16 protein-coding genes are annotated in these 23,171 nt (G+C 45.2%); 6 read left to right on the top strand and 10 right to left on the bottom strand.

The window, feature by feature from the left end; all coding sequences use genetic code 11:
- Position 1: 1 nt before the first annotated feature.
- From SBI19_RS17835 to SBI19_RS17820, 4 genes are all read right to left on the bottom strand, one after another.
- Positions 2 to 3,721 (bottom strand): right-handed parallel beta-helix repeat-containing protein, encoded by a 3,720-nt coding sequence (locus tag SBI19_RS17835; protein WP_317970607.1) that lies wholly within the window; start codon positions 3,719 to 3,721, stop codon positions 2 to 4.
- Positions 3,700 to 5,490, bottom strand: coding sequence for a dynamin family protein (locus SBI19_RS17830; protein WP_317970605.1), 1,791 nt, complete (start codon positions 5,488 to 5,490; stop codon positions 3,700 to 3,702). Before SBI19_RS17830 ends, SBI19_RS17835 begins: the two co-directional genes overlap by 22 nt.
- Positions 5,487 to 7,424: a dynamin family protein gene (locus SBI19_RS17825; protein WP_317970603.1), complete on the bottom strand. Its 1,938-nt coding sequence runs from the start codon at positions 7,422 to 7,424 to the stop codon at positions 5,487 to 5,489. Before SBI19_RS17825 ends, SBI19_RS17830 begins: the two co-directional genes overlap by 4 nt.
- A gap of 92 nt (positions 7,425 to 7,516) precedes the next feature.
- Positions 7,517 to 7,870 carry a hypothetical protein gene (locus tag SBI19_RS17820; protein WP_317970601.1) on the bottom strand — a complete coding sequence of 118 codons (354 nt, stop codon included), beginning with the start codon at positions 7,868 to 7,870 and terminating at the stop codon, positions 7,517 to 7,519.
- Positions 7,871 to 8,184: 314 nt separating this feature from the next.
- Here SBI19_RS17820 and SBI19_RS17815 point away from each other — a divergent pair, with 314 nt between their 5' ends.
- The 3 genes from SBI19_RS17815 to SBI19_RS17805 all read left to right on the top strand — a co-directional run bounded on the left by SBI19_RS17815 (position 8,185) and on the right by SBI19_RS17805 (position 9,967).
- On the top strand, positions 8,185 to 8,313 hold the full coding sequence (locus tag SBI19_RS17815) for a hypothetical protein (RefSeq protein WP_317970599.1): 129 nt from the start codon (positions 8,185 to 8,187) through the stop codon (positions 8,311 to 8,313).
- Between the two features lie 114 nt (positions 8,314 to 8,427).
- Positions 8,428 to 8,766 carry a L,D-transpeptidase gene (locus SBI19_RS17810; protein WP_317970597.1) on the top strand — a complete coding sequence of 113 codons (339 nt, stop codon included), beginning with the start codon at positions 8,428 to 8,430 and terminating at the stop codon, positions 8,764 to 8,766.
- Between the two features lie 151 nt (positions 8,767 to 8,917).
- Positions 8,918 to 9,967 (top strand): S-layer homology domain-containing protein, encoded by a 1,050-nt coding sequence (locus SBI19_RS17805; RefSeq protein ID WP_317970595.1) that lies wholly within the window; start codon positions 8,918 to 8,920, stop codon positions 9,965 to 9,967.
- 134 nt (positions 9,968 to 10,101) lie between these two features.
- On the opposite strand, the gene SBI19_RS17800 is transcribed toward SBI19_RS17805, so the two are convergent.
- Positions 10,102 to 10,791, bottom strand: coding sequence for a uracil-DNA glycosylase (locus SBI19_RS17800; RefSeq protein WP_483312307.1), 690 nt, complete (start codon positions 10,789 to 10,791; stop codon positions 10,102 to 10,104).
- Between the two features lie 135 nt (positions 10,792 to 10,926).
- Between SBI19_RS17800 and SBI19_RS17795 the strand changes: the two genes are divergently transcribed.
- Positions 10,927 to 11,676 (top strand): GTP pyrophosphokinase, encoded by a 750-nt coding sequence (locus SBI19_RS17795; RefSeq protein WP_317970593.1) that lies wholly within the window; start codon positions 10,927 to 10,929, stop codon positions 11,674 to 11,676.
- 263 nt (positions 11,677 to 11,939) lie between these two features.
- Here the strand turns inward: SBI19_RS17795 and SBI19_RS17790 are convergent, their stop codons facing one another.
- Together SBI19_RS17790 and SBI19_RS17785 are read right to left on the bottom strand one after the other, a co-directional pair.
- Complete coding sequence (locus tag SBI19_RS17790) at positions 11,940 to 12,719, bottom strand: hypothetical protein (RefSeq protein ID WP_317970591.1); 780 nt, start codon at positions 12,717 to 12,719, stop codon at positions 11,940 to 11,942.
- Between the two features lie 1,304 nt (positions 12,720 to 14,023).
- Positions 14,024 to 16,312: a zinc-ribbon domain-containing protein gene (locus tag SBI19_RS17785; RefSeq protein WP_317970589.1), complete on the bottom strand. Its 2,289-nt coding sequence runs from the start codon at positions 16,310 to 16,312 to the stop codon at positions 14,024 to 14,026.
- Between the two features lie 599 nt (positions 16,313 to 16,911).
- Between SBI19_RS17785 and SBI19_RS17780 the strand changes: the two genes are divergently transcribed.
- A complete protein-coding gene (locus tag SBI19_RS17780; RefSeq protein WP_317970587.1) occupies positions 16,912 to 18,171 on the top strand; it encodes a restriction endonuclease in 1,260 nt (419 codons plus the stop codon).
- Positions 18,172 to 18,691: 520 nt separating this feature from the next.
- Here SBI19_RS17780 and SBI19_RS17775 read toward each other — a convergent pair.
- The 3 genes from SBI19_RS17775 to SBI19_RS17765 form a co-directional block, all read right to left on the bottom strand.
- A complete protein-coding gene (locus tag SBI19_RS17775) occupies positions 18,692 to 18,955 on the bottom strand; it encodes a hypothetical protein (protein ID WP_317970585.1) in 264 nt (87 codons plus the stop codon).
- Between the two features lie 606 nt (positions 18,956 to 19,561).
- Positions 19,562 to 21,730, bottom strand: coding sequence for a hypothetical protein (locus SBI19_RS17770; RefSeq protein WP_317970583.1), 2,169 nt, complete (start codon positions 21,728 to 21,730; stop codon positions 19,562 to 19,564).
- 21 nt (positions 21,731 to 21,751) lie between these two features.
- Positions 21,752 to 22,117 (bottom strand): cyclic-phosphate processing receiver domain-containing protein, encoded by a 366-nt coding sequence (locus tag SBI19_RS17765; RefSeq protein ID WP_317970581.1) that lies wholly within the window; start codon positions 22,115 to 22,117, stop codon positions 21,752 to 21,754.
- Between the two features lie 312 nt (positions 22,118 to 22,429).
- Here SBI19_RS17765 and SBI19_RS17760 point away from each other — a divergent pair, with 312 nt between their 5' ends.
- A complete protein-coding gene (locus SBI19_RS17760) occupies positions 22,430 to 22,762 on the top strand; it encodes an aminoacyl-tRNA hydrolase (protein WP_317970579.1) in 333 nt (110 codons plus the stop codon).
- Positions 22,763 to 23,171: the final 409 nt, after the last annotated feature.

Genomic DNA, 23,171 nt, shown 5'->3' with positions numbered 1-23,171 from the left:
TCTATCGCGAGACATCGCCGCATTTATTGCCGTCATACTTATTGCTATGAATCTCAGGGACAGCCTGGTCGTCAATCTGTATGCCGTAGCCAACATTGTTCATCATTACGTTGTAGCTGATGATCGGCTTGGACTCCGAATCGGCTGCAATCCCGCTATTCTTGTTGTTCCTCAGTTCATTCTTCTTGAGCGTAGGGTTACTGCGCCCTGAAACGTATATTCCATTCATCTCGTTATCGTAACACTTGTTGTCTGCAACTGTTCCGTTTGCTTCTTCACTGTAGAAAATCCCATGATAGCTATTGCTGTAGCATTCATTATGTTTAATGGACGGCGACGCTTTACCTGCTACGCTTATCCCTACGAGGTTCAGGCTGCAGTGATTAGATGTTAATGTCCCCTTCGACTCATCCGTCGTATAAATACCGGCAAATGCATTGTGTCTGCATTCATTCGATAATAGCTCGACCGCAGCTTCACCTATGAGGGATAGACCGCTGTCTCCGTTATGCCTTGCAAAGTTGGTGTCCGCTTTGCCCGTAGAACGCCCGGTGAATCCGATTCCCGTTGTTCGATTCTGATCCGTTGTACATTGTTTCACAATGCCGTTGGACTGGCCTTCGAATCCGATTCCGACTTGGTTCTCTAAGCAAATGCAGCCGACAGCCGATACCTTGGATTGTCCAGAAGCAAAAATCCCTGCTTTCCGATTGTTGCTGAACTGGCTGCTGACGATATCAGCTTGCGACCCTTCATTCACGAAAATTCCGTAGTTATTGTGATCGCAGCGATTCTCCCGCACATCAACCTTAATGGATTCGTCGACACCAATACCGCAGCCCGTATTATGATCACAACGATTGGCCGTCAACATCACCGAGCCGGTTCCGCCCACATAGATGCCATCTCTCATCTGATTCGAGCACTCGTTCGATGCAATCTCCGCATAGGAAGCAGCATCATGAGCGATGCCGCCCAATCCATTATAGGTGCAGCGATTATGTTCAACGATCAACTGACCTGTCGTATCATAATGGATACCGGCGACGTAGTTGAGACTGCAATCATTAGCAGCAATATACCCGCCAGCTCCCTCTTCCACATAAATGCCTGTCCGATTCGCCTCGCATCTATTCCCGAGAATTGAGATACGCGACTCTCCTTTACCCACTACACCATTACGTTCGCTGCGCACAATCTCATTGCCTTCTAACGTCAATTCGATTTTGCCTACAGCATAGACGCCATCGCCATTCAACCAGAACCTACTGCCCTTGATCGTACCCTTCGATTGATCCTCCCAGGCTGTCCCTATATGATTGTTTACAAAATAACAGCCCTCGACAAGGCCGTTCGAAAAGCCTTGGAAAAGCAAGGCTGCACCGCTGCCTCCCTGCGCGTCTTGTTCTCCCGTTGAACGGTCGGCCCCTCCAAACGTACAATGGCGGAATACAGCTTTGCCGCCTTCCAAAACAACTGCAGCCCTTGAACCACGCAAGTCAAAACGAATGGACTCCACAGTCAGTTCATTCTCGCCCCTAACCCGAATGAGGGCGTCCAACTGGCCGCCAGCTAGAATGATTGTCCCATTGGCAGAACCACGCAGCTTTATCGATCTGTCCAGCAGTATCGTCTCGTTAATGGTATAAACCTTATCCTCCAGCAGCAGTTCCTCTTGTTCGGATAAGGATGCGAGCAGCGACTTCAAATCCACACCAACTGCCTCGGATTGGTCATCAACAAGCTGCACCGCTGGTGCGGCCTCACGCTGCTGCGTTATAACCTCATGATGAAGCAGCTGTTGTTCTATTTGATGAAGGCCCGATAAACCGCGCTCCGCCATCATGGTAATCGAAGTATCCGTCGAACCAATGGCAGACTGCTTGAGCATGGCCGATAAAGCGCCTAACTCCCAGCTCATCAAGCTCTGCAGCATCGAATGCGCGCTATTGATCCAATACAATTGATTCTCCTGTTCAATCGCTTCTGCCTGCATCGCTTCTTGATTATCGAGCAGCTTATTGAACTCAGCCAATGATTCTTCTGCCTTCGCCATGACTAGACGGGACAATTCATAGCCCTCTTGTTCATTCCGCCGCAGCCTCGTAAGAAACAGCTGGTGCTTCGTATGAAGCTCCTCTGCCCGCGCATTCAATTGATTCGCTTTCTCGTCCAGCTCCGCTGAGCGTTTATTAAGCGCCTTCAGCTTGCCGTCCCAGTCCAGCAATGGACGTCCGCCGAACATGCCCGACTTGTTATATTCTGCGAAATCCTTCGACAGTACCTCCGAGGCGCTATTATGCCTATCAATGTTCTGTTGATTGTTCTTGGAGTGACGCTGGATTTCCGTATACTCCTGATCCAATACTTTCAATACATCAATGAGCATCTCGATCTGCTTATTCAGCTTCAAATGATCGTTCACGAGCCCAGGTAACGGATAGTTGGACTCCAGCGCGTGGAGAGCGGTGTCTTCCTTCATCTCCAGCCAGTTGTAATGAATTTGCTGAACCTTGGATCGGTTGTTCTCCAACGTTTCAATCGCTTTCTTCTGATCGTGGATGAGTTCGTAAGCTTTAACATACGCAGCCTGCTCCGTGTTGATATGCGATTGTAGGTTCGTAATGGCTTCGTGAATACGCGATAGCTGACGAACGCCTTTCTTCATTGCAGCCTTATCATGCAGCTCTTCCTGCAAAGCCCGCTCGAGCGCGGTCCACCCGCTTCGCGATCGCAGTGCGGCATCTCCACTCATTCTTGCTTGAGAAGCCTGCAGTGTCGAGATGGCCTCCAGTCTGCTAATGCTGCCGCCCAGCCTGCGTTTCACCTGTGTCAGGAAGGAATCCAAAGTTCCTTCTTCTGGATCATGCTCATCGATAAAGTTAACAACACCGATCGGCTTCCATTGAGCCGCCAGTTGGCTTAGCTTCGACAACTCGACTCTTGAGGCTGCCTGCTCATAGGAGAACAACCAGATCACTTGATCGGCTCGCTCCATGAATCGTTCTGCCGCCTTCGTATGATGCTCGTTGTCCGAATTCAACCCCGGTGTATCAACGACTGTTACCTTCTTGAGTAGTTCGACCGGCAGCTTGACTTCCAAATAATCGATGGCATCCCGCAGCTTGCGTACTTCATCATCTCCTTCAGACGACAGAGCATGAAGCTTGTCATAGGGGTACGCTTGCTGTGTACCGTCCAGAAGATGGGCGACGACTTCCCGATCCTTACCATAGCTCAGCATCGTAATGACAGCTGTAGCCGGTATGTCATCCGTTCGGAGAAAGCCCTTCATTCCGATTAACTCATTGATAAAACTCGATTTGCCTGAATTAAATAATCCCATAACAACAAGCAGGAGCGGCTTCGCCGCATCCTCTGCGATCTGCTGCAGCTTGACCGCATGCTCTTGAAGCGACTCATATGGCTGCAACATATTCGCCATTCTTTCCATCGAACTTTGAATGACTCGATCTGCCGAAAGCTGAGGCAAATAGTCCGGGAGCGAATGCTCCTGACGTGGATTCGGCAGGAGTCGTACTAGTTCTTCTTGTTTTCTTCGTTGAACCCCAATCTCCATATTGGATGTTCCACTTCGCTGTACTGGCTTCGTGCCGGCGTTCTCTTTGCGTCGCGTCCTTCTGCTTATCAACCATGCACCTAGGATTACAATAGCAATAAGGACGAGCACTGCTAGGATTATTGAAGGCTGTACTGCCATTGACTGATTTCCTCCTGTGCTGTGCGCAGTCTCAGCTTCTCCTGCACCTTGTCGTTAATGGAATGTTTCATTCGTCCAATCTCGGATTCCAGTCTCAGCTTGTTGGCGCGAACAATATCGACATAACGCGCCTCCGCTGCTTTACGTATCAATCCAGCGTTGTTCAACAGCCAGCTCTCCACTTGCACGCTGAACGCATCGACAACCTGATCCAGTACAGCATCCAATTCAGGCTGCAGCTTCTCTCGTGCTTTCTTCAATTGCTCCTGCATCATATATTTCTGAATAAACGGAAACCCTGCCATGCCCACAAGCGGCAGCAGCAGCGGTCCGCCCAGCAGCATGGCAAGCATGCCTGCGCCTCCGGCAATAAGCCCTGCCATAATCGGCGTATTGCTCAAATCAGCGCCTGTTATATGGAAGTTGTTATCTGCAGTATGCAGCGTCTCCAGCTTGCCTTTATCGAGCAGAGGGAGCAATGCTGTATTGAACTCGGTTGCCAATGCGGTTGCCAGCTCCTGCTCAAGCATCTGCAGCATTTTGACCATAGACGGGGTATACTGCTCGATCCACTGCTTCAGCCGTCGTTTCACTTGAATCGGAAGCTGAACTTCTACGAAATCTTTCAACTGCGGACCCGTTAACTGCATCATCATATACTGCATATCTTCCTTCAGCTGCTCTTCAAAATAATGCAAAGATTTGCGAGTAATCGCCAGCATCTCGGTCTCGCGGTCGTGCGTATAATCATCCATCTCTCGCTGGATTGCACCGTGCCGCTTCATAAGGTCTTCCACACTCTTCAGCTTGCGGGAAATCTCATCCTCGGACTCGTCCAGCAATGCGATTCTCCCATCCAGCTCCCGGATAATGGAATTTGTAATTGTACGCATACGGAATCGATAGCGATCGAGACGCGCTTCTCCTTGCGTTCCATGCTCAATAAGCTGCTGCACCGCCTCCATCACATTCGGATAGCCGGAAGCTTCAAGAGCCCCCCTATCGTTCGATAATCTGGCTTCCAGCGCCGCAGTCGCAGAGTAGGGGAGCACCTGCTGCTTCTTCCCTCCCATGACAGTCGTCAATCGATTCCGAATATGATCAAGATGGGCGTCCGGATCTACCTCTTCGTCCAATTGGTCATAGAAATTCGCGATAAACAGCATCCGTTCAAGACCTTCCTCAAGCAGCGTATCCGTCAGAAACTGCTTCTCCGACCTCTTCACTGGCGATGTTGCATCGAGCAAGAAAATCACGGCATCCGCACGTGGGACGAATTGATACGTCACTTCAGCGCGCTGCTGATTCAAGTCGTTCACACCAGGCGTATCGACGACAATAACGCGCGATGCCAACATCTCCGATGGCAATGACAGCTGCAAATATCGAACCTCATCCGGGTTCTCCGTACCTTCCGCGGAATAAGCATCTATGTTCGCTTTGGTTAACGGCCGCTGCTCAACCGTGCCATCCTTCAGCTTGATCATCAAGCTGCGCTGCTCTCCATAGATCATTGCATTGATTGTAGCCGTCGTCGGTGTCACATCAACGGGCAGCAAATCTTCACCTAGCAAACTATTGATAAAAGTTGACTTTCCTCGTTTGAATTCGCCTAGCACGACGATCGTACAGCGATCCTCCCGAATACTTGCACCTAGTTCCATCAAGTCTTTCATGAAGATTGAATCTGATAACTGCTCGTCCAATAAGGAGTGGATTCGCATAACTGTATTTAGAAGTTCTGCCTTGCCCGCTTCATAGCCAATCATGAGCCAATCCCTCCCGCTGCAACCGACTGTGCCACAGTCCCCCCGTTCTCAAGCTCGGCCGACAAAGCCGTCAGTCTGCTGACCGTTATATCCAGCCTGCTATTTAATTGAAGCAAATGGTTTCTACGCTGCTCGACATGACCCGCTTCCTTGCTGCGCTCTTCCATCATTCGCTTCAGCTGCCTTGCAATCGAATCGATCTTGCGATGGACTTCTTCATCGAACTGCGTCACGATCTGATTCACCTGCTTCGTCCATTGGCTGCTGAAATCCGAGCACATAGACGGGATGACGTCACGATAACGACGCTCTACCTGTACACGCACTTCAGCAAGCGTCTTCTCCCGCACTTTATTCTCAAAATAGGAGTAAATAAACCCGCCGCCGAACAGCAGCGCCGGAATCGCAAGCGGCAGCGCAACATGGAAGCCAATTACTGCTCCCAAAAGCCCTAATGAACCAATGCCCGTTTTAATCACGACTTCATCATGATCATAATGGGCTCGGAATTGTTCGTCCTCCGTACCCGCTTCGTCTGCGGATAAGACGAATGTACGTACGATCGTCTGCTCGATCGACTCCCATTCTTGCTCCAGCCTGCGGTTCGCCCGATCGATCTCCTCTTGGAGCAGAGCGCCTTGAGCCGCCCGAATTTGTTCTTGTAGAGCCGTTTGGGCCGGCGCAACCACTGCCTCTACAGCACTGGCGATTTCATCGCTCTGCAGATTGCCCGTATAATTCGTAACCGCCTCTACGGCTAGTGTCGCAACGCGATGCAGCCCCGTCTCCCACTGCGATCGAATCTGCAAGCCGCCGCTGTCTAACGCTGTTCGCAGCCGTTGAATCGTCTCGGAAGCGATTCGCTGGGCACGATCCAATTCGCCTTGCACTTCATTCGTCTTCCGTTCAAGCTGCTCTAAGTTGATTCCGACTGTGGATAAAGGCAGGCGAATAGCATTCATTTGCAGCTCTTTCGCAATTCGAATCGTTCGCTCAAGCGGTTTGGCAAGCTTCACCTTGCCTCGCTCTTCGCTTAAGAAAGTGCCGATTGCTGATTCAAGCTCCATATAGCCGCTCTGCTCGAGAGCCGCTATAGCACCTTCTACTGGCTCTCCGGCAGGCGCTCTCCGAGCATCAAGCGCCTGCTTGGCGGATACAAGGAAAATCTTCAGATCCTTAATGATCGGTGACAAGCGGCTTATAATAAATTGCATCACTTTGTTGCGAGCCTCATCTGTTGCCAGTCGATCCTTGAAATTAACGACAAAAAAGACCTTCTGAATATCCGCCTTCAGGATGCGGTCTTGGAAGAACCTCATTTCGGTTTCGGACAGCGGGTGACGCGCAGACAACACGAAGATTGCGGTGTCCGCCTGCGGAATGAACGTATATGTAATTTCCTCCCGGGCCGCATCCAGCTCATTCGTTCCTGGCGTATCGATCAGCTCGACTCCGCCTTCGCAGATCGAGGTCGGATAGCCAATCTCCGCATAAGCGATCTCTGTCATTTGCTCCAGCTTCGCGCTGTATTCCACTATCGCATGCTGGTCGTCCGGGTCTGGCTCGTCAGGAGCGACGATCGTTCGGAATGCCGATTCCGATATGGACGCTTCGCTTCGCCCATCGCGGTAATGAAGCCGATAGTACGGCTCTTTGGAGTAATGAATTTTGCTGAGCACAGTCGTTGTTGGCACCGGTGAAGAAGGCAAAATCCGCTTGCCGAGCAAGCCATTCACGAAGGCGGATTTGCCTCTGGAGAACTCACCGACTACGACCATTCTGAATACATCATCGAGCAGCCCCTGCTTCGTTGCTTGCAGCACTTCAATAGCCGAATCAACCTGAAGCTCCTGGGCTATCCATTGCACTTCCATCAAGCTGTCGATGATACGCTGTCTTCGCTCCAGGTAGGAGGATAAATTAATCCCTGTCATCTATGAATAACTCCTTATGTAGGCGATAGTATGTCCTCATACAAAAGACCGGCTCATCAGCTGAATCCGGCCTTGAAGTTCAACCCATTCAATTAAGACCCTTGAAACGACAATGGCGGCATCGAGTACTGCTGGACGTGAGCAAGCGGGTTCGACTGCTCGATCACATGCTGGAATGAATGATGGTAATGATGGTCCAAATAAGTGAGCGGATCGCCGGTTGCAATCTCACCTGTAAAAGGATTGATGTTGCCGGGATACGTATAATTGTTGAACGGATTGCCGTCAGGATGCGAACGCATATGACCATGAACATGCGTGCCGTCATGCCGGAAATAATCGTCTACAAAGACAGGCTGTTGAGCGTGATCGGAAGCATTGCCGAATGCCTTGTCCAGAGTATTGGCATGATTGATGGGGTCCTGACCAAAATAATTAATGTCCATTGCACACCTCGATTAATAACGAATTTCTTCCTTAATAGCTAGTATACTTACTCTACTTCCAGCTTTCTACTGAAGCTCATACCAAAATAGTGCTTCAGACATAAAATTTATATAAAATTTGCAGCGACAATGGACTTATGTAGAATTAGCTTCACTGGTTCGTAAACCTTCGAAGACAGCACTCCTTACGATAAAACGATCATGCTCAGCATTTTTACATAAAATTAAGGTAAATCCTACGACCTAGGTATTTTTTACTATACGTTGTTGTGATAGAATGATTGCAATTGGTACAAAATAGGAGTGATCGTGAGATGCCGTATTATGAATTAAGAGAGCGCTGGACGCCGTTTAAGTTAGTAGGAATCCGTTTCTATCGCGATGATAAAGGCGGCGTTTGGGTCAAAGTGCTTCGGAGACCTAGACGTCTGATTAACGGATAATATTCATTCATTGCTCAGCATCTGTTAAGAGACAAACAGTGAGCCAACCATACAACGGAATAAATACGTTTCCTCCCTCCCCGTCTCGCATAGGATATGGCGGAGGGATTTCTTATGCCTAATTATCGGATCATCGTTGATTTGTCGGATCGCCGACTTTATTTGCTCGATGGGGATGTTGTGACGCGTGGTTTCCCGGTTGGAATCGGCCGCATGGTGACGAGAACGCCCACCGGCGAGTTTCGCATCATCAACAAACAGCCGAACCCGGGCGGGCCGTTCGGTGCTTTCTGGATGGGTTTATCGAAGCCTCACTATGGCATACATGGAACGAATGATCCTTCATCTATTGGTCACGTGGTATCCCATGGTTGTATTCGGATGTACAATCAGGATGTCATCGAGCTGTCTTCGCTTGTTCCAATCGGCACGCGGGTGACGATACGTCCCTAAGCGGGAGCAGCAATCCAGATGGATATGCCCTATGTCTGTCTGGATTGTCGGTCTTGTTATCATCGTGACATCCGCCTACACGACTTGTGCAACATTTGATACATATCGAGCGTCTCTTATGTCAAATACGATCAACGAAAGGAGCTTGAACATGAAGAAGACCATGAAACTTCCTCTACTGATCGCCATCTTGACAAGCATGCTGCTGCTCATCGGACAATCTGTGTTCGCATTCTCCGATACGCAGACCGACGTCAACGCGGACAAAATCACCAGCCTGCAGAAGCAGGGCATCCTATCTGGCACCGGAGGCAAATTCCGTCCCAACGACAAACTGACCTATGCAGAGGGCATCAGCCTGCTGGTGAAAGGGTTTGAGCTGAAGGATACGAACGTGTACATCAAGAAGCCTGAGGCGAGTGATTATTACACACGCATCCCTAACAATGCTTGGTATGCACCTGCCTTCGTTATTGCACATGCTGTTGGTCTCGATGTGCCGAAGGACGTGAATCCGGCTGCTGCCTTGACACGCGAACAGTTCGCTCATTATTTGTTCCAATCGATCATCCATGATCGCGACATCGCCTTTATTGAGCTATTCGTGCTCATTAACGACGAGAAGGCCATTAACGCTACCTACATGGATAGTATCCAAAAGCTGATCATCTCGCAGATCGTAAAGCTCGATGACCAGCAGAATTTCCATCCAAAGCAATCCATCACCCGCAGCGAAGCTGCAGGCTGGCTGTATGACGGGCTCGCGTTCGCTGCCGCTTACGACCAAGAGAACAACGGCGGCTCCGATCCATCCGCCGCCTATGATATGAAGTTGACCGTTAACCCGGTCAACAAATCGGTCAATGAAGTCACCGTAACGGCTACCGTTCCGCATCCCGGCTATGGCCTTCGCATTGCATCGATCCAGTTCGATGGCAGCAAAGCGCTCATTAATGCCGAGATCGTCCAGCCTGATCCTGATCGAATGTATGCGCAGGTCATTACAGACCTAACGGCTGTTACTTATGTATCCTCGTCCTATACGCCAGAGCTCGTGCTTGCAAGCACAGGCAGCAGCGGCGGTACGAACGGATCGACGGGTATCGTTGATACGCCAGATACATCGGTAAGCTCGGAGCCGAATACGGGCTCCTCCGATACGGTCAGCAGCCCGCCAGTCAAGGCAGCTATCGGAGCTTAATACGCTGAAGGAATCAAGGCGGCGGCTATCGGAGCCGAATACACTGAAGGAATGACAAAGAGCGCATCGCGCCCTCCTTTATCGCTGTCTGAAGCGATGAGGCGAAGGCGACGATGCGCTCTATTGGTTTAGAACTAGTCCAGTTCTGATGATGATGGAATTCGCCAATCGATCGGCGGCTGTCCCCAGCTTGTCAGCAGCTCGTTCGTCTTCGAGAACGGCTTGCTGCCGAAGAAGCCGCGATGAGCCGCTAACGGACTTGGATGTACAGATGCGATGACGCCATGCCTGTCCGTATTAATGGAACTTGCTTTCTGCTGCGCGTAGCTGCCCCATAGAATGAATACAACCGGCGTCTCACGCTCGTTAAGCGCAGCAATGACCGCGTCGGTGAATCGCTCCCACCCAAGTCCCTTGTGCGAATTCGGCTTGCCATCCTGCACCGACAGCACGCTGTTCAGCAGCAGCACTCCCTGCTTCGCCCATGTGGTTAGAGAGCCATGGTCCGGCACCTCGCAACCAACATCAGCCTGCAGCTCTTTATAAATGTTCCGCAGCGATGGCGGAATCGGAATGCCCACTGGCACTGAGAAGCTGAGTCCATTCGCTTGGCCCGGGCCATGATATGGATCTTGTCCAAGAATAACGACTCTCGTCTGCTCGAACGGCGTATATTCCAATGCCTGAAACAGCTGTTCTCTCGCCGGATAGATCGGCTCTTCTTCATATTGCTCATCGAGCATCGCCATTAGCTGCTTGTAATAGGGCTGTGCCAGTTCTTTCTTCAGCTTGTCCTTCCAATCCGGCTGCTTGATCATCAACATCGATTCGTCCCACCTCGTCACTTGCTCTTCCTTTAAGTATATCGGACAGCAACATATCGTGACAATGAATCCGAAGATGATTTGATTTACCATATCCAAGTGTAATATGCTCTTAGGAGAGAGAGGAGCGATTCCATGAACTCGCATGATCAACTTGAACAGCTTAAACTTTTTAAAAATAAAATCACACGCTTCTTAATGGTGTACAAGTTCGCCTTGGACGAGATGGAGACGAAGATCGAAATCTTGAAGGAAGAGTTTCATCTTTTGCATGATTACAACCCGATCGAACATACGAAGTCCCGTCTGAAATCGCCGGAGAGCATGATGAACAAGTTGTTCCGCAAAGGCTGCGAGCTATCGCTCGAGAGCATGAAGCGCAACATTAAAGATATCGCCGGAATACGCATTACATGCTCATTCATATCGGATATCTATCAGATCAGCGACATGCTGCGCCGCCAGCACGACCTGCGTATTATTGAGACCAAGGACTACATTAAACATCCTAAAGCAAATGGCTATCAGAGCTTGCATCTGCTTATCGAGGTACCTGTCTACATGTCCGACGGCATGGAAAGTGTATGTGTCGAGGTGCAAATTCGAACGATCGCGATGGATTTCTGGGCGAGCCTGGAGCACAAAATTTTCTACAAATACAACGAAGCGGTCCCGCAGCATCTCTTGCAGGAATTGAAAGCCGCTGCCGACTCCGCCAATGCGCTGGATAAGCAGATGGAACGGCTGCATCGTGAAATTTCTGAGATTAAGGAAGCGAACGCCGCCGATGAAGACGATCTCATCAAGCGGATTACGATAAGCAATCAGCAATTCTCCCTGCCGAGCTCGCTGCTCGATTTGATCGTGGAAGAGACGAAGGAATAGATTGTAGTTTGAGCTGTAAGTAAAACCTCCACAGCCGCTGTGCGGAAGTGGAGGTTTTGTTAGTTTGCTAGATATACTATGACGCTAGTAATCATCCATGCAGTCCTCACTTGTTGGCAGTTGGCATAGACTGTCATCAGCAAGAAGGTGATCGGATGTCCATCAAAGAGCCTGCGTACGAACGAGCAGGCTCTTTTTTAAGACGAGGAATGAATCATGGTTCGGTCATGTCAGAGAATGACACGTTCGTTTTTGATATTTCGTTACATATCATCTATGTTAAATTCACTTAATCTAACAAGCTTCTTCTTTCCTCTGTTTCCTTTCGTAATCTTTTCTTCTCCGTTTTCGTTTGTTGTGTCAATAATATAGTCACCTGTAAGCAAATTATAGTCTTCCGTATCAAATACCATTTCTGTATCTTTCTTAATCGAATGATTCGATCCCATAGTTGCTCCGATTAAATACCAATCGTTTTCTTGATATCTAAACCTATATTTGTGAAACCACCTTCCGCTACCTCCGCCGTAATCACTCACCACTACAGACCCTCTATCTATCATAAGACCATTAAACGGATCCCCGAAGGGTCCTCCTTCCAATTCAGACAGGACTACATGATCTGCAATAATTGAAAGTTCGTATGCATGATCTTCGGTACCAAATGCAATCAGGATGGAACGGGCATCTACATCCGTTGTTTTCTCGATTGCAATTGCTATGTCTTGAATGCCATCTTTATTCAAATCACCTTCAGCTTCTACAGGCTGTCCACTCTCTAAAATGTGCCAACCCGTTGGTATTAACGAAATAATATCCTTCGTTTTTGAGTTGCTCTCATCGGTTTTATTTATTGATTTGTCATTATCTACTTTAGTTGGTGCAGGATTATTATCGTCTTTTATTACGGTCTCTTTCTCTATTGGTGTTATTATAGGTTCTGTAGGATGTATGACACTCGCTGAATTGTCTTCAGAAATAGAACTATCACTGCAAGCAGTTAAACATCCAAAGAGCACGAGATAAAATAATATCTTCCTCATTATTAATATCACCTCAGTTATCTTTTTTTGATATTTTCAAATTTCATATCGTATTTTTGTGGATTTCATAAAATTTTGTTATCTCCAAGCTATTCGTGAAGTCATTTCCATATCCTGCTCGCTTATTATGAAAATCAACACTAGAACGTTTCTTCCATTGTAGCTGGAGCAACTTCTTTTACCTTTGTTAATCGCACTACCAACAAAAACCTCCATTACAAGATCCGATTATGACTCGGATCCTGCAAAGGAGGTTTTATCATCTCATGAATCTTGTGTATCTTGTTTCAACACACTGGACTCTATGTTATAGAAGTTACATAAAAAAAGAAAAAACCTTGATTTCTCAAGGTTTCTACTCGTATGCCGAGGACGGGGGTCGAACCCGTACGGTGGTCACCCACCGCAGGATTTTAAGTCCTGAAGTAGCATATTGAACCTCATCTCTACACAAAAGAAATCTCGGGCAGAAATCCTTTAACGATGCGGGTTAAAGGCACTATTTTCATGTTCCATGTACTCTACGTTCGGGAAGTTGCATACGGAACCATGTTAGCAAAAATGTTAGCAATATGAAGGGCAGAAACAAACAACAACTCTGCCCTTTTATATGGCGATTGACCTCTTCGCTGCCAGTGATGAATAATAGGTAAGTTATAGTCGGATCTAGTCATAAGAATTCTTATTTTATGGGCTTTTCTCCATCCAAAATATGATTGATCTGGTTGCCTTACGATTGTTGGGGACGAAATTGGTCCCCAATTCGTCCCTAACCCTACTCACTGACACGCCGTAGATAATCAATTTGTAGGTGGCTTTGTGTCCCTAGACAGCGAACATACTGTTTAGTCGCATGCAGCAACTCCATCGCGATCAAGCTTAGCTGTATCCTGGATCACCTACAGTTAGCGTCTTACTCATCGTAGGGTTCGTCGTGGCATTCGAAGACTTAGACGAACTATAATGGAAAAGAAGTAAAGAAGATAGAAAATAAGCATTGTACTCGAAGAGCTTAATGAAGAAGTTAAAGAAGAACCGCAGCAGCCACAAGAAGCGAAAGCGTCTTCACCGCCGAAGAAACAATCCACACCTGTTTCAACTGTGCCTGTACAAGAGAATTTTGTAACTGAGACACCTAAAGAAAAGTAGGAGCAAAAAAACAACTAAAACTAACTTAGGCTCAACATAGGATGAAGTACGTGCTGTTATGGGCAAACCTAGCTCCGTTCAGAATTATACAAATATCGGTGATATGTGGCAGTACGGAACCTCAAATTAATTAAAATTTGACTGAACGGTAACATTTATCGTTCTTTACTACAAAAAGGACACCATTGACCTCTTTTTAGATTACTGAGGGTTTTTCCAAACTCATGTCCTTCTTGACATTTCCAAAGAAGTTTTTTGTTGCAACTCTCATATGCCTCAGACAAACAATCACCATTCTTTTCTGCTGCTATAGCTCTCATATCTTCTATTGAATACTTTCTAAAGAGTTTAGCCCTGCTCTCTTTCGCGCATTCCGGGCACCATCCCCCACTATCCACTTGATGATATGTGGTATCCCAAACATGACCACAACGACACTTCCAGGTAAGTTTCCCAAACGCACCTTTGTATTCCAAAGATAAACATAGCCCTTCTTTTTTTGCAGCCAACGCTTGCGCATCTTTAATCGTTTTCATAACGTTCCCTGCACAATAGGGGCACCATGTCCCACTTTTAACTGCACCAAAGTTAGCTTTCCAAGTATGTCCTTCCGAACATTTCCACTCCAATCGTTGAGTAACACTTTTATACTCCTCGGATGCACATTCTCCTCCTTTCGAAACCGCAAATTCTTTTACGATATCAATTGTATATATCCGCTTTGTGTCCCCAATTTTATGCTTCTTACATTCAGGACACCAACTTCCACCTTTTATAGCAGTAGGCGCCGCTAGCCACTCATGACTTTTCTCGCATGACCATAACAACTTTTCATGAGCACCTAAATAGTTTTCTGATAATAATTCCCCTTTTCGTTCTTCCGCAATTTGAACTAATTCCAAATACGCTGCATTCACTTTATAGAAATCTTTCATCCTTTCTAGCACATCTTCTTTCGTATTCACCTGATAATTGTTTTCATTCAAAAAATTATGGATATAATTAATTTTTTCTTGGTCCGTTTTAAGTGTGTATTTGATTTCTATCAGCACAATGCCAAGTTCTTTGCACAGTTGTCTTTTTTCTTCATCTCTCTTGGTTTGTGCCTCAAAATCGCCCCTGTTTCTATGGTAGTACGGATATTCTTCGTAGTGCTGAATTCCTTGGAATTCGAAAGCCAATTTTAACTCTTCATTGTATCCGTCTAATTGGCAGTAATTACCTAATACAACCCAGTTAGTAGGGAACTTTTTCTCTAATAGCGCCTCAAATATAAACCTTGTTTTTTGTTCATTCAACCTCGTTAGGCACTGACTACACCAATTTCCTTGCTGAACATTGTTATAATTCTTTTCGAAAATATGACCGTTCGCACATTCCCATTTAAGCTTTTCGTGTGCGTTAACATAGGTATCTGATAAGCATCTACCTCCTCTACTTCGAGCCATCAATTGTGCATCATGTAATGTGTTTTTAACGGTACCCGCACAAGTAGGACACCAAGTACCTTTGTGTATGTTTCCATAAGAAGCATCCCACCTATGCCCCTCGGCGCACACCCATGCTAACTTTTCTTTACTATTTTTAAGTACACTAGAAAGACATTTTCCGTTTCTTTGTTCTGCTAATTTTTGTGCATCTTCAATCGTATTTCCCTCTAGACCCGCACATGCTTTACACCAACTTCCACTTGAAATGTTATCAAAAGTCGACACCCATTCATGACCTTCAGTACATTTCCAAAGAAGTTGACTCTTACAATTTATATAGCTGTCAGATAAGCAGTAACCGCCTCTAATTGCCGCAATATTTTGAGCATCTTCAATGGTAAATCTTCTACTAATTCCCGCCCTTTCTCTAGCGCAAATAGGACACCATACATTACGACTCATAATGGGAATAGCAATCGCTTCCCAAATATGCCCTTTCGCACATTTCCATATGAATTTTTTACTTACAGAAATAAATTTTTCAGAGAGACATTCTCCTCCTTGCTTTTTAGCCAAGCCCCTCATGTCCTCAATGGTGTATTTTCTTTTCCTTTCTGCTCTGCTCACTACATTGCACTCAGGACACCAACCTCCACGTTTAATTCGAGAATAAGGAGCCTCCCAAGTATGTCCTTCTTTGCACTTCCACTGATACTTATGATGGCTGTTGATATAGGCTTCCGAAAGACATTGACCATCCTTGCTTTTAGCAAGTTTATGTAAATCAACAATAGTTATGTGCGTGTTAGGATATTGCCTTTGGTACTTTAAATGACATTCACGACACCAAGACCCGCTTCTAATTCGGGAAAACGGAGCTTCCCACACGTGTCCCTGTTCACACCTCCATTTATAAGGATGATGAAAAGCAACATATTCAAACGATAGGCAGCTTCCTCCTTTACTCTGAGCAAATTCCATTAAATCTCGGATTGTATAATATAATTTTTCCATTAAAACCACTACCTTCCATTCGGTATTGGATCCAGTTTATTTTATGTTAATGCCAAACGTCAACATATTTTTCTTGATTTTTCCTGACGTCAGTAATGCCTTTTCGATTTTGTCACCTCTCGCAGAAATTCTGTCGACCGAATCACATACGGGCACTCCACTGTTCATGTTTATCAATTGGATAACGAGCGTCACGTATTCGTCGGCCAGTTCTTTCGTCAGCTTCCGGTGCTTATTCAGTTAACCCGACGGAATTCATTCGGCATCGATCGACTCAATGAAAAAAAAGTCACACAGATCCCGTATGTCTTTGTTTGTGCTATGCTATTTCGAACTGACTTTTTCGCAACAAAATCAGCATAATTCGGAATAACGCTTTCGGTTGATCGTAGCAGCTACGCATATTCGAGGATCGTCCGGACCCATAGATAACGAAAAAAGGCAGACCTCGAAGTAGAGATCTACCCATGTTTTTAATCCAGTCGGCGCGATGATAGCCGCCCATTTAGGCACATGGATTCAGTGTTCCTCTTAATCTAGAGAAAATGGTACAATGAGGATATTACACGAAGAGATTAACAGAGGAGCGTGCAGCATCTTTGAGCATTCACACCATGGACGGCTATGATTTCGAACGGCTTATCACGCAATTATTAAAAAAGATGGGATTCTCAGTCGAGATGACCTCGCTATCTGGCGATGGCGGCGTTGACATTATTGCTTACTCCAGCTCATTCATCTTTAAAGGAAAATACCTGATTCAGTGCAAACGCTGGAATAATGCGGTCGGGGAGCCCGCCGTCCGCGATTTGTACGGCGTTGTGCTGAGTGAACAAGCGAATAAAGGGATCCTTATAACCAACTCCACGTTTTCCAACAAAGCCATAGCATTCGCCAGCGGCAAGAACTTGGAGCTGATTGACGGCACCGCCCTTATGAAGCTGCTTCAAGAATACCATTTGGATCCTTCCATAGAGACCGCCCCCGTCGCGTACACAACATCCTTTGATGAGATGGCGTCCTTTGATGGAGATAAATACCGTTACTTAAAGGCCAGGATCGAAAGCGATCGAAGCGAAAGACAACACTATGATTCCTTACGCGCGTTTCTCCACGCCTATATCGCAAAAAATGAAATTGAAATCAATAAAAATGGTCTCATTGACGCTTATCTTCAGCTAAACAATGAATTCATTCAACGATTCTGCAAAAAAACGAAAATCAATCTCGTTGAAAAAGAGGTTGTAACGTACCTAAACGGTATTCTGTACTTGTTAAAAGGTGACATTTTTAAAGCGATGGAGATCTATAAAGAGGATCTTAAACTGACCGCTCCTGAAAATTTGAACATCTTGTTACATAATTACTCAATTAATTCTGCGGTATGGAAAAACGAAGAGGGAGAGCTTGTATCTCAAGTAAGGGATGAACACGGCTTGTTAAACAACGTAAGGAAAACCCTGAACAAATCCCCTTCGTTAATGATCATTAACCTATATCTAATCCTGTATAAATTAAACTATAAAAAGGGATTAAATGTACTGATGGCTCATTTAAAAACCACTCACAAACAAGCACTGGCCAACAAGAACGGTTCAGCTTTGTATAAATACCAAGTTGGTCTAATGTTTAATGATATTAAGCAAACGATCTCAAAGATTGCGAATAACACCTACAATGAATTCTATTTGCCTGTCGACCTCAACTATAAAATCGACAAGAACTACTACAAAGATTATTACTACTTGTTCACTTTTAATGAGCAGACCTATCTCACGGTCGATCAAATCATGTATCAGTATTGGGCAAACCCGCCATCTGAGCAAGAGCTTCGACGTTTGGACATCCTATTTTCATAATAAAAGAGCCTGGCGATCCGCCAGGCTCTGCGATTTGTAACACAATTACCGTCCGTGTCTATGTGAGCAATAGTTACAAACAGGACTAAAAACCGATTAAATGGCCTTTTCTAATGGCTACGATTGAGACTTGTAATTTTATCAATTGAGACTTCCCGCTTTTCTAATGTTTATAACTAGGACTTTCTTAGTTGCTCCCTGCTGAAGCGCGCCACCGCGATGTTCTTCGAGTAATTACAGTACTTAAAAAGCCGGTGGGGATATTCCGGTTGACTCACATACCAGACCCAATACTATCCAGGTAAAAAAGCGCAGTAACACCTATAAGGGGTGTTACTGCGCTTTTAATCCACCGATGGATGCGGAAGCGCCACTGAGTTCTACCGTGCCGGTCCAGCATATCTTGTGGCCCTTAAGCAAATCCTCTTCTCCAAATTGATGGAGCCTCCGGCTTGTCCGGAGCCGGTCATTTTGATTGAATCATTGCTCCGAGGACGGCAGCCAGTCTAGAGGAGGAGGGTTACATTGGCTGGTCTGTCTCGTCAAAAGTAGCTTTGACCAGATCCATAGCTGCACGCTCTCGTTCAGTGGAGTTTGGATAAATATCAACTGAAACTGACTGATCATAATCTTCAATTACTAAAACACCAACGGCCGTTCCATCCTCTCTGATAATTGGGTAGTAGCGGTAAGTTTTCTCTTTGCCACGAATATCGACATTTTGATGGTCCAAATGTAAGTCAGCTGTTTGTAAAATTGTTTCTGCGGTATTAATAAATGACATATCAATTAGCTCCTTTTATATAATAATGGTCCCTTATCCATTATAGATGGTGGTTAAAATCTGTAAACATTATTAATTGAGGTGAGAAGAAAGAGAAGCACGGACGACAGCCTAAACCAACCGAGCTCAAAGGGATGGTTTGATGGTCATGTCGCCAGGGTCGCTGGTGCTACCACCGGTCTGACTTTTAACAAGCACCGTAAACGGCACCGCCGGCATTCGTGGATACCACGCCACTGCTCAGTATACTATGCAGCTCTTTGTTGTATTTTTAGTGTTCTGCCTGACGGTTATCTCCATCCTAGCTTATAACTTTTTGGGACAGCCCTTTGCATATTATTTTTCTATCTGTCGACATTTTGAATAGGTACTACTACCGAAGAACTCACCATTTGCTCCTTTACTCAAAACCTTTTAAACCACAGCTTATGCAAATCCTTTCTTCTGAGCCGAAGCAATACGAAAGACTTCGAATCAATCATTTAGCATTCTGCTCCAGCACGGTAACGAACATACTTCCTCGAATCAGCTTCGACTTGCTGATACCGGTCGCAGCAACGACTTGTTATATGAGTTATCATAAAAAATTATTTAGCTTGGACCCCGTTATTGATAACCGTATAGTGCCACTACTTGCGCCCAAGTGCATTTAAATCGATTACGGTACGAAGACTCATCATATAGCGAGATCAAATTAAAGCACCGCTTTGTAGGGTATTTTCCGTTCTCCTCATAGAATCGTCCGAAGGTTTCATGGAAATTCCGGTTAAGCTCTTCTTGACTAATCTTTGTACGGTCTTCCAATGCGACGCGTGCGCGGGTAGCTTCTTTCTTATACTGATCTAGTTCATCAAGTTCCTCTTTCGTCCCGTAATGCAACAAAATAGCTGCATAATCTTGCCGATGTAAGCCAAGAAATCTAATGTATGGTTTAACACCTATCTTTCCAAGTGAACGAAATTCCGAAAAAGTCGGCAGCCTACCGAGTTGATTTTTTATTGCATTGAAGTTTCCATTAAGCTCATCTTCTGTAAAATGCTTTTGTTTCGCAGTTGTATCTGCCAACGCATACCACTCTTGAAATGGCTTATAATCCATCGTGCGTTTATTTATATAGGTATGCTGCTTCCCAAAAGTTCGAATACTAGCAGGGTTACCCGCTGCTAGGTACACTCGATACTCGGTTGTGATATAAGCCGTCAGTTCTTCCAGTCTTCCATATCGATCACAGATCTGCCACCAGCTTGGTGTACTATCCTTAAAGAATCCGCTGTACGCTTTTACGGGTATCGGTGATACTTTAGCAAAGCCTGCAGGGGTGAGCGCTTCTCCACTAGCGTATCTTAAGAAGTTTTCTTCTAACTCTTCCTCCGTGTACGGCTTTTCTTCGACCATTTTCTTAATGAGTTTTGCATAATATTGATCATGCCGTAGCTTATTTAAAATGATCTTTGCCTGTGCAATCGTTTCAGCTTCGTAGCTTCGCTTGATATCCCTCTTAAGATGTCGATTGGTTGTAATGTTAAAGATCTTTCGTATAATAGAGTCATCCAACCGAATTCCTCTCATAAGTAGAAGCTCGCAGTGCTTCATTCGCCATAGAAAATAGCCCCCATTTTTCGCAAGCCACTTAAGCGTGTTAACACTGTATCCTTCTGTCAGACCCCTTGTCGTAATTCCGCACTTTGTTTTTGATAATTCATCAAAGGCTTTAAAGATATAGTCATTATTGATATCTGTCATGTCTATGATCTTATTGGGATCGACGAGGCTATACAGCTTCCCAAAACTATGGTAGTTTCCGTGTCGCTTACGAATAATCCGAACTAAATGGCCCAGCCCTACACTCTGTAGTAGTTTCACTTCGGGGAGGTGATTATCGCCATCACTCATGAATTGGCGAATCTGCGTCATGATAGCATCATCAGAGATACTATTACGTCGAATAAACAATGCACGGTCAAAACGATAATTCTCTGGTATGTATGCTTCAAACACAACGCATAGAAAGGTGAACAAACGTTTGTACGAATATTGGGCCAACTTGTGGTATTCCAGTTCGATCAAACTTGCATCAAGGGAAGCATAGATCGCAAGTTTCTTATTCTTCCTTTCAACATATGCCTTGTGTCGACGAGAGCCAGCACGCTCGGTATACCCCCAAAGTTCCACATGTGTTCCATCCTTTAGTAAATAAAAGTCATCCTTATACCCTTGATTAGGACAGATTCGTTCATCCCGCTGATAATCCACACCAGCATGGATCAAAAACTGAGCGATTTGAAACTCCATAAGTGAGCGGTTTACATAACCATTATCATCTACATAATCCGAATCCGATTTATACCCTATTTTTCTTCTAAGTGCTGCAATACCACCTTGTGCGTCCACATAACGCTGATCGATCTTAAGTTCTTTGACGATTTCCATTTTTGTTGGGAAGCGGCCATAGAAAGTTATAAAGGATTCAATCTTGGCCTTCAGGTTATCATAATTATAGTAATAGGTTTTAGTCTTGCGGCTTCGCACCTTATCAAGATCATATCCAAGCTCAATCAAAGCATCTTCAATACTGTGATCATAATCGTGAAAATGACCGTATATTTTACTTCCGTGCGCTGTCTTAAGAAGATAATCCGTGCTACCATATTCATTGATAAATCGATTCAACTCGCTAAGCCTATTTTCTTTAAAACTCCAGTAATAACGCTGACTTGGATGTTTTGGCATAATGGAAGTGCGCTTCTGTTCTGAATTCTTCGTACGTTTTGCCAATTTAATCACCTTAACCGGAGATCAACCCCCTGAGTATTTGTTCTCTGTAAAAGGATAATGATATATCTCAATATTCAGATCAATAAACCCTCTTCGCTGTGCTGCCAATAACGTTTCATACATATTTTTACGTCCGACGGGATTGTCTGTATGGATGTAGATTTTGTTTACTTTCAAACCATGTTCACAAAAGTACTTCACTAAATCGTAGCCATTAGGCAGTTCCTTTCCACTTTCATCTTCGCCTAAATCATGATCAAGCGACATGATATTAATAGAGTAGTCCTTAAGAATTCTGACCGCTTCGTTATACGATCTTGCTACGATGAAATCCTCCGGGCAGTCCCTTAAATCATCTACATAAAGATTAATAACAACATCACCCATCTTAAACCATCCTTTCCACGATTTTAGGAAATAATTTCAATCTAACAGTCACTAGTTAAGTTATAGTGGTAATGTAATACAAATCAATTTTGAAATCAACTAAAGAGAGAGCGAGCATGTTTAAGAAAACCGGAGATTGCAAACAATTTTCCCCTCAGAGTGAAAATCCTATTTTTTGAAGGAATATGACTATTTTTAAAACTTGATCTTTAGTAATGATATTGGTTTAATCCTTAATGAATCATAGTAGTATGAGTAAAAAACTGTAACCCAAAATGAATCGAGTATTTTAATTATGAAGGGAGCACGCATGTGGAAGAACAGCAACTGATTGAATATTTTGTGGTCAATAACGAATTGAATATGTCAGCTGGCAAAGTTGCAGCTCAAGTCGCTCATGTTGCCACGATTATCGCAATGAATGAGAAGAATCAGACTTTTTCAGATTGGTTTTATAAGGATCAGCGTAAGATAATACTTAGGGGTAAAGAAAAGGATTTACTAAAATTAATTGAGCTCGGTGCATACCATATTCGAGATAATGGCCATACGGAAGTTCCCCCTAACTCACTAACTTGTGTTGGTTTTGCACCTAACACCAAAGAGGCAATGAAGCCGTACATCGGTAGGTTACGTTTATATTAAGGTTTGAGGAATCATACAAAGTTTCTGGCCTTGGATAGATACACTTTCGCAAATGGCCTCAGCTAAAGCTTACCTGTTGCCCGTATATGAACCAGGTCTGAAATGGAACACCGCAGACCCTAATCAAAAACAAAAGGCAGCTGACAAAGCGGCCTTTTGTACAGAGATGTTTGTAGTTAGGATTACTTTATTTGCTCATCTGGCATCTGTAATGCCATTTTAATACTCTTACCAGGAGACTTTTTTAGATGCATCCCCTCCCCATAATCGGGCAAGGCTGCTTCAACACGGAGGGATTTAGTTAGATCTATTTATTTGACTTCCCGAAATGCATTTCTTTCGGTTACTACGAATCCTCCGAATTCATGAGTCTGAGTGAGGAAACTGAATTATTTCGAGGGAGCGTAAC

This window comes from Paenibacillus sp. CCS19 (assembly GCF_033239625.1).
In the GTDB taxonomy this organism is placed as follows: Bacteria; Bacillota; Bacilli; order Paenibacillales; family Paenibacillaceae; genus Paenibacillus_T.
This window is presented reverse-complemented; position numbering and strand designations above follow the sequence as displayed.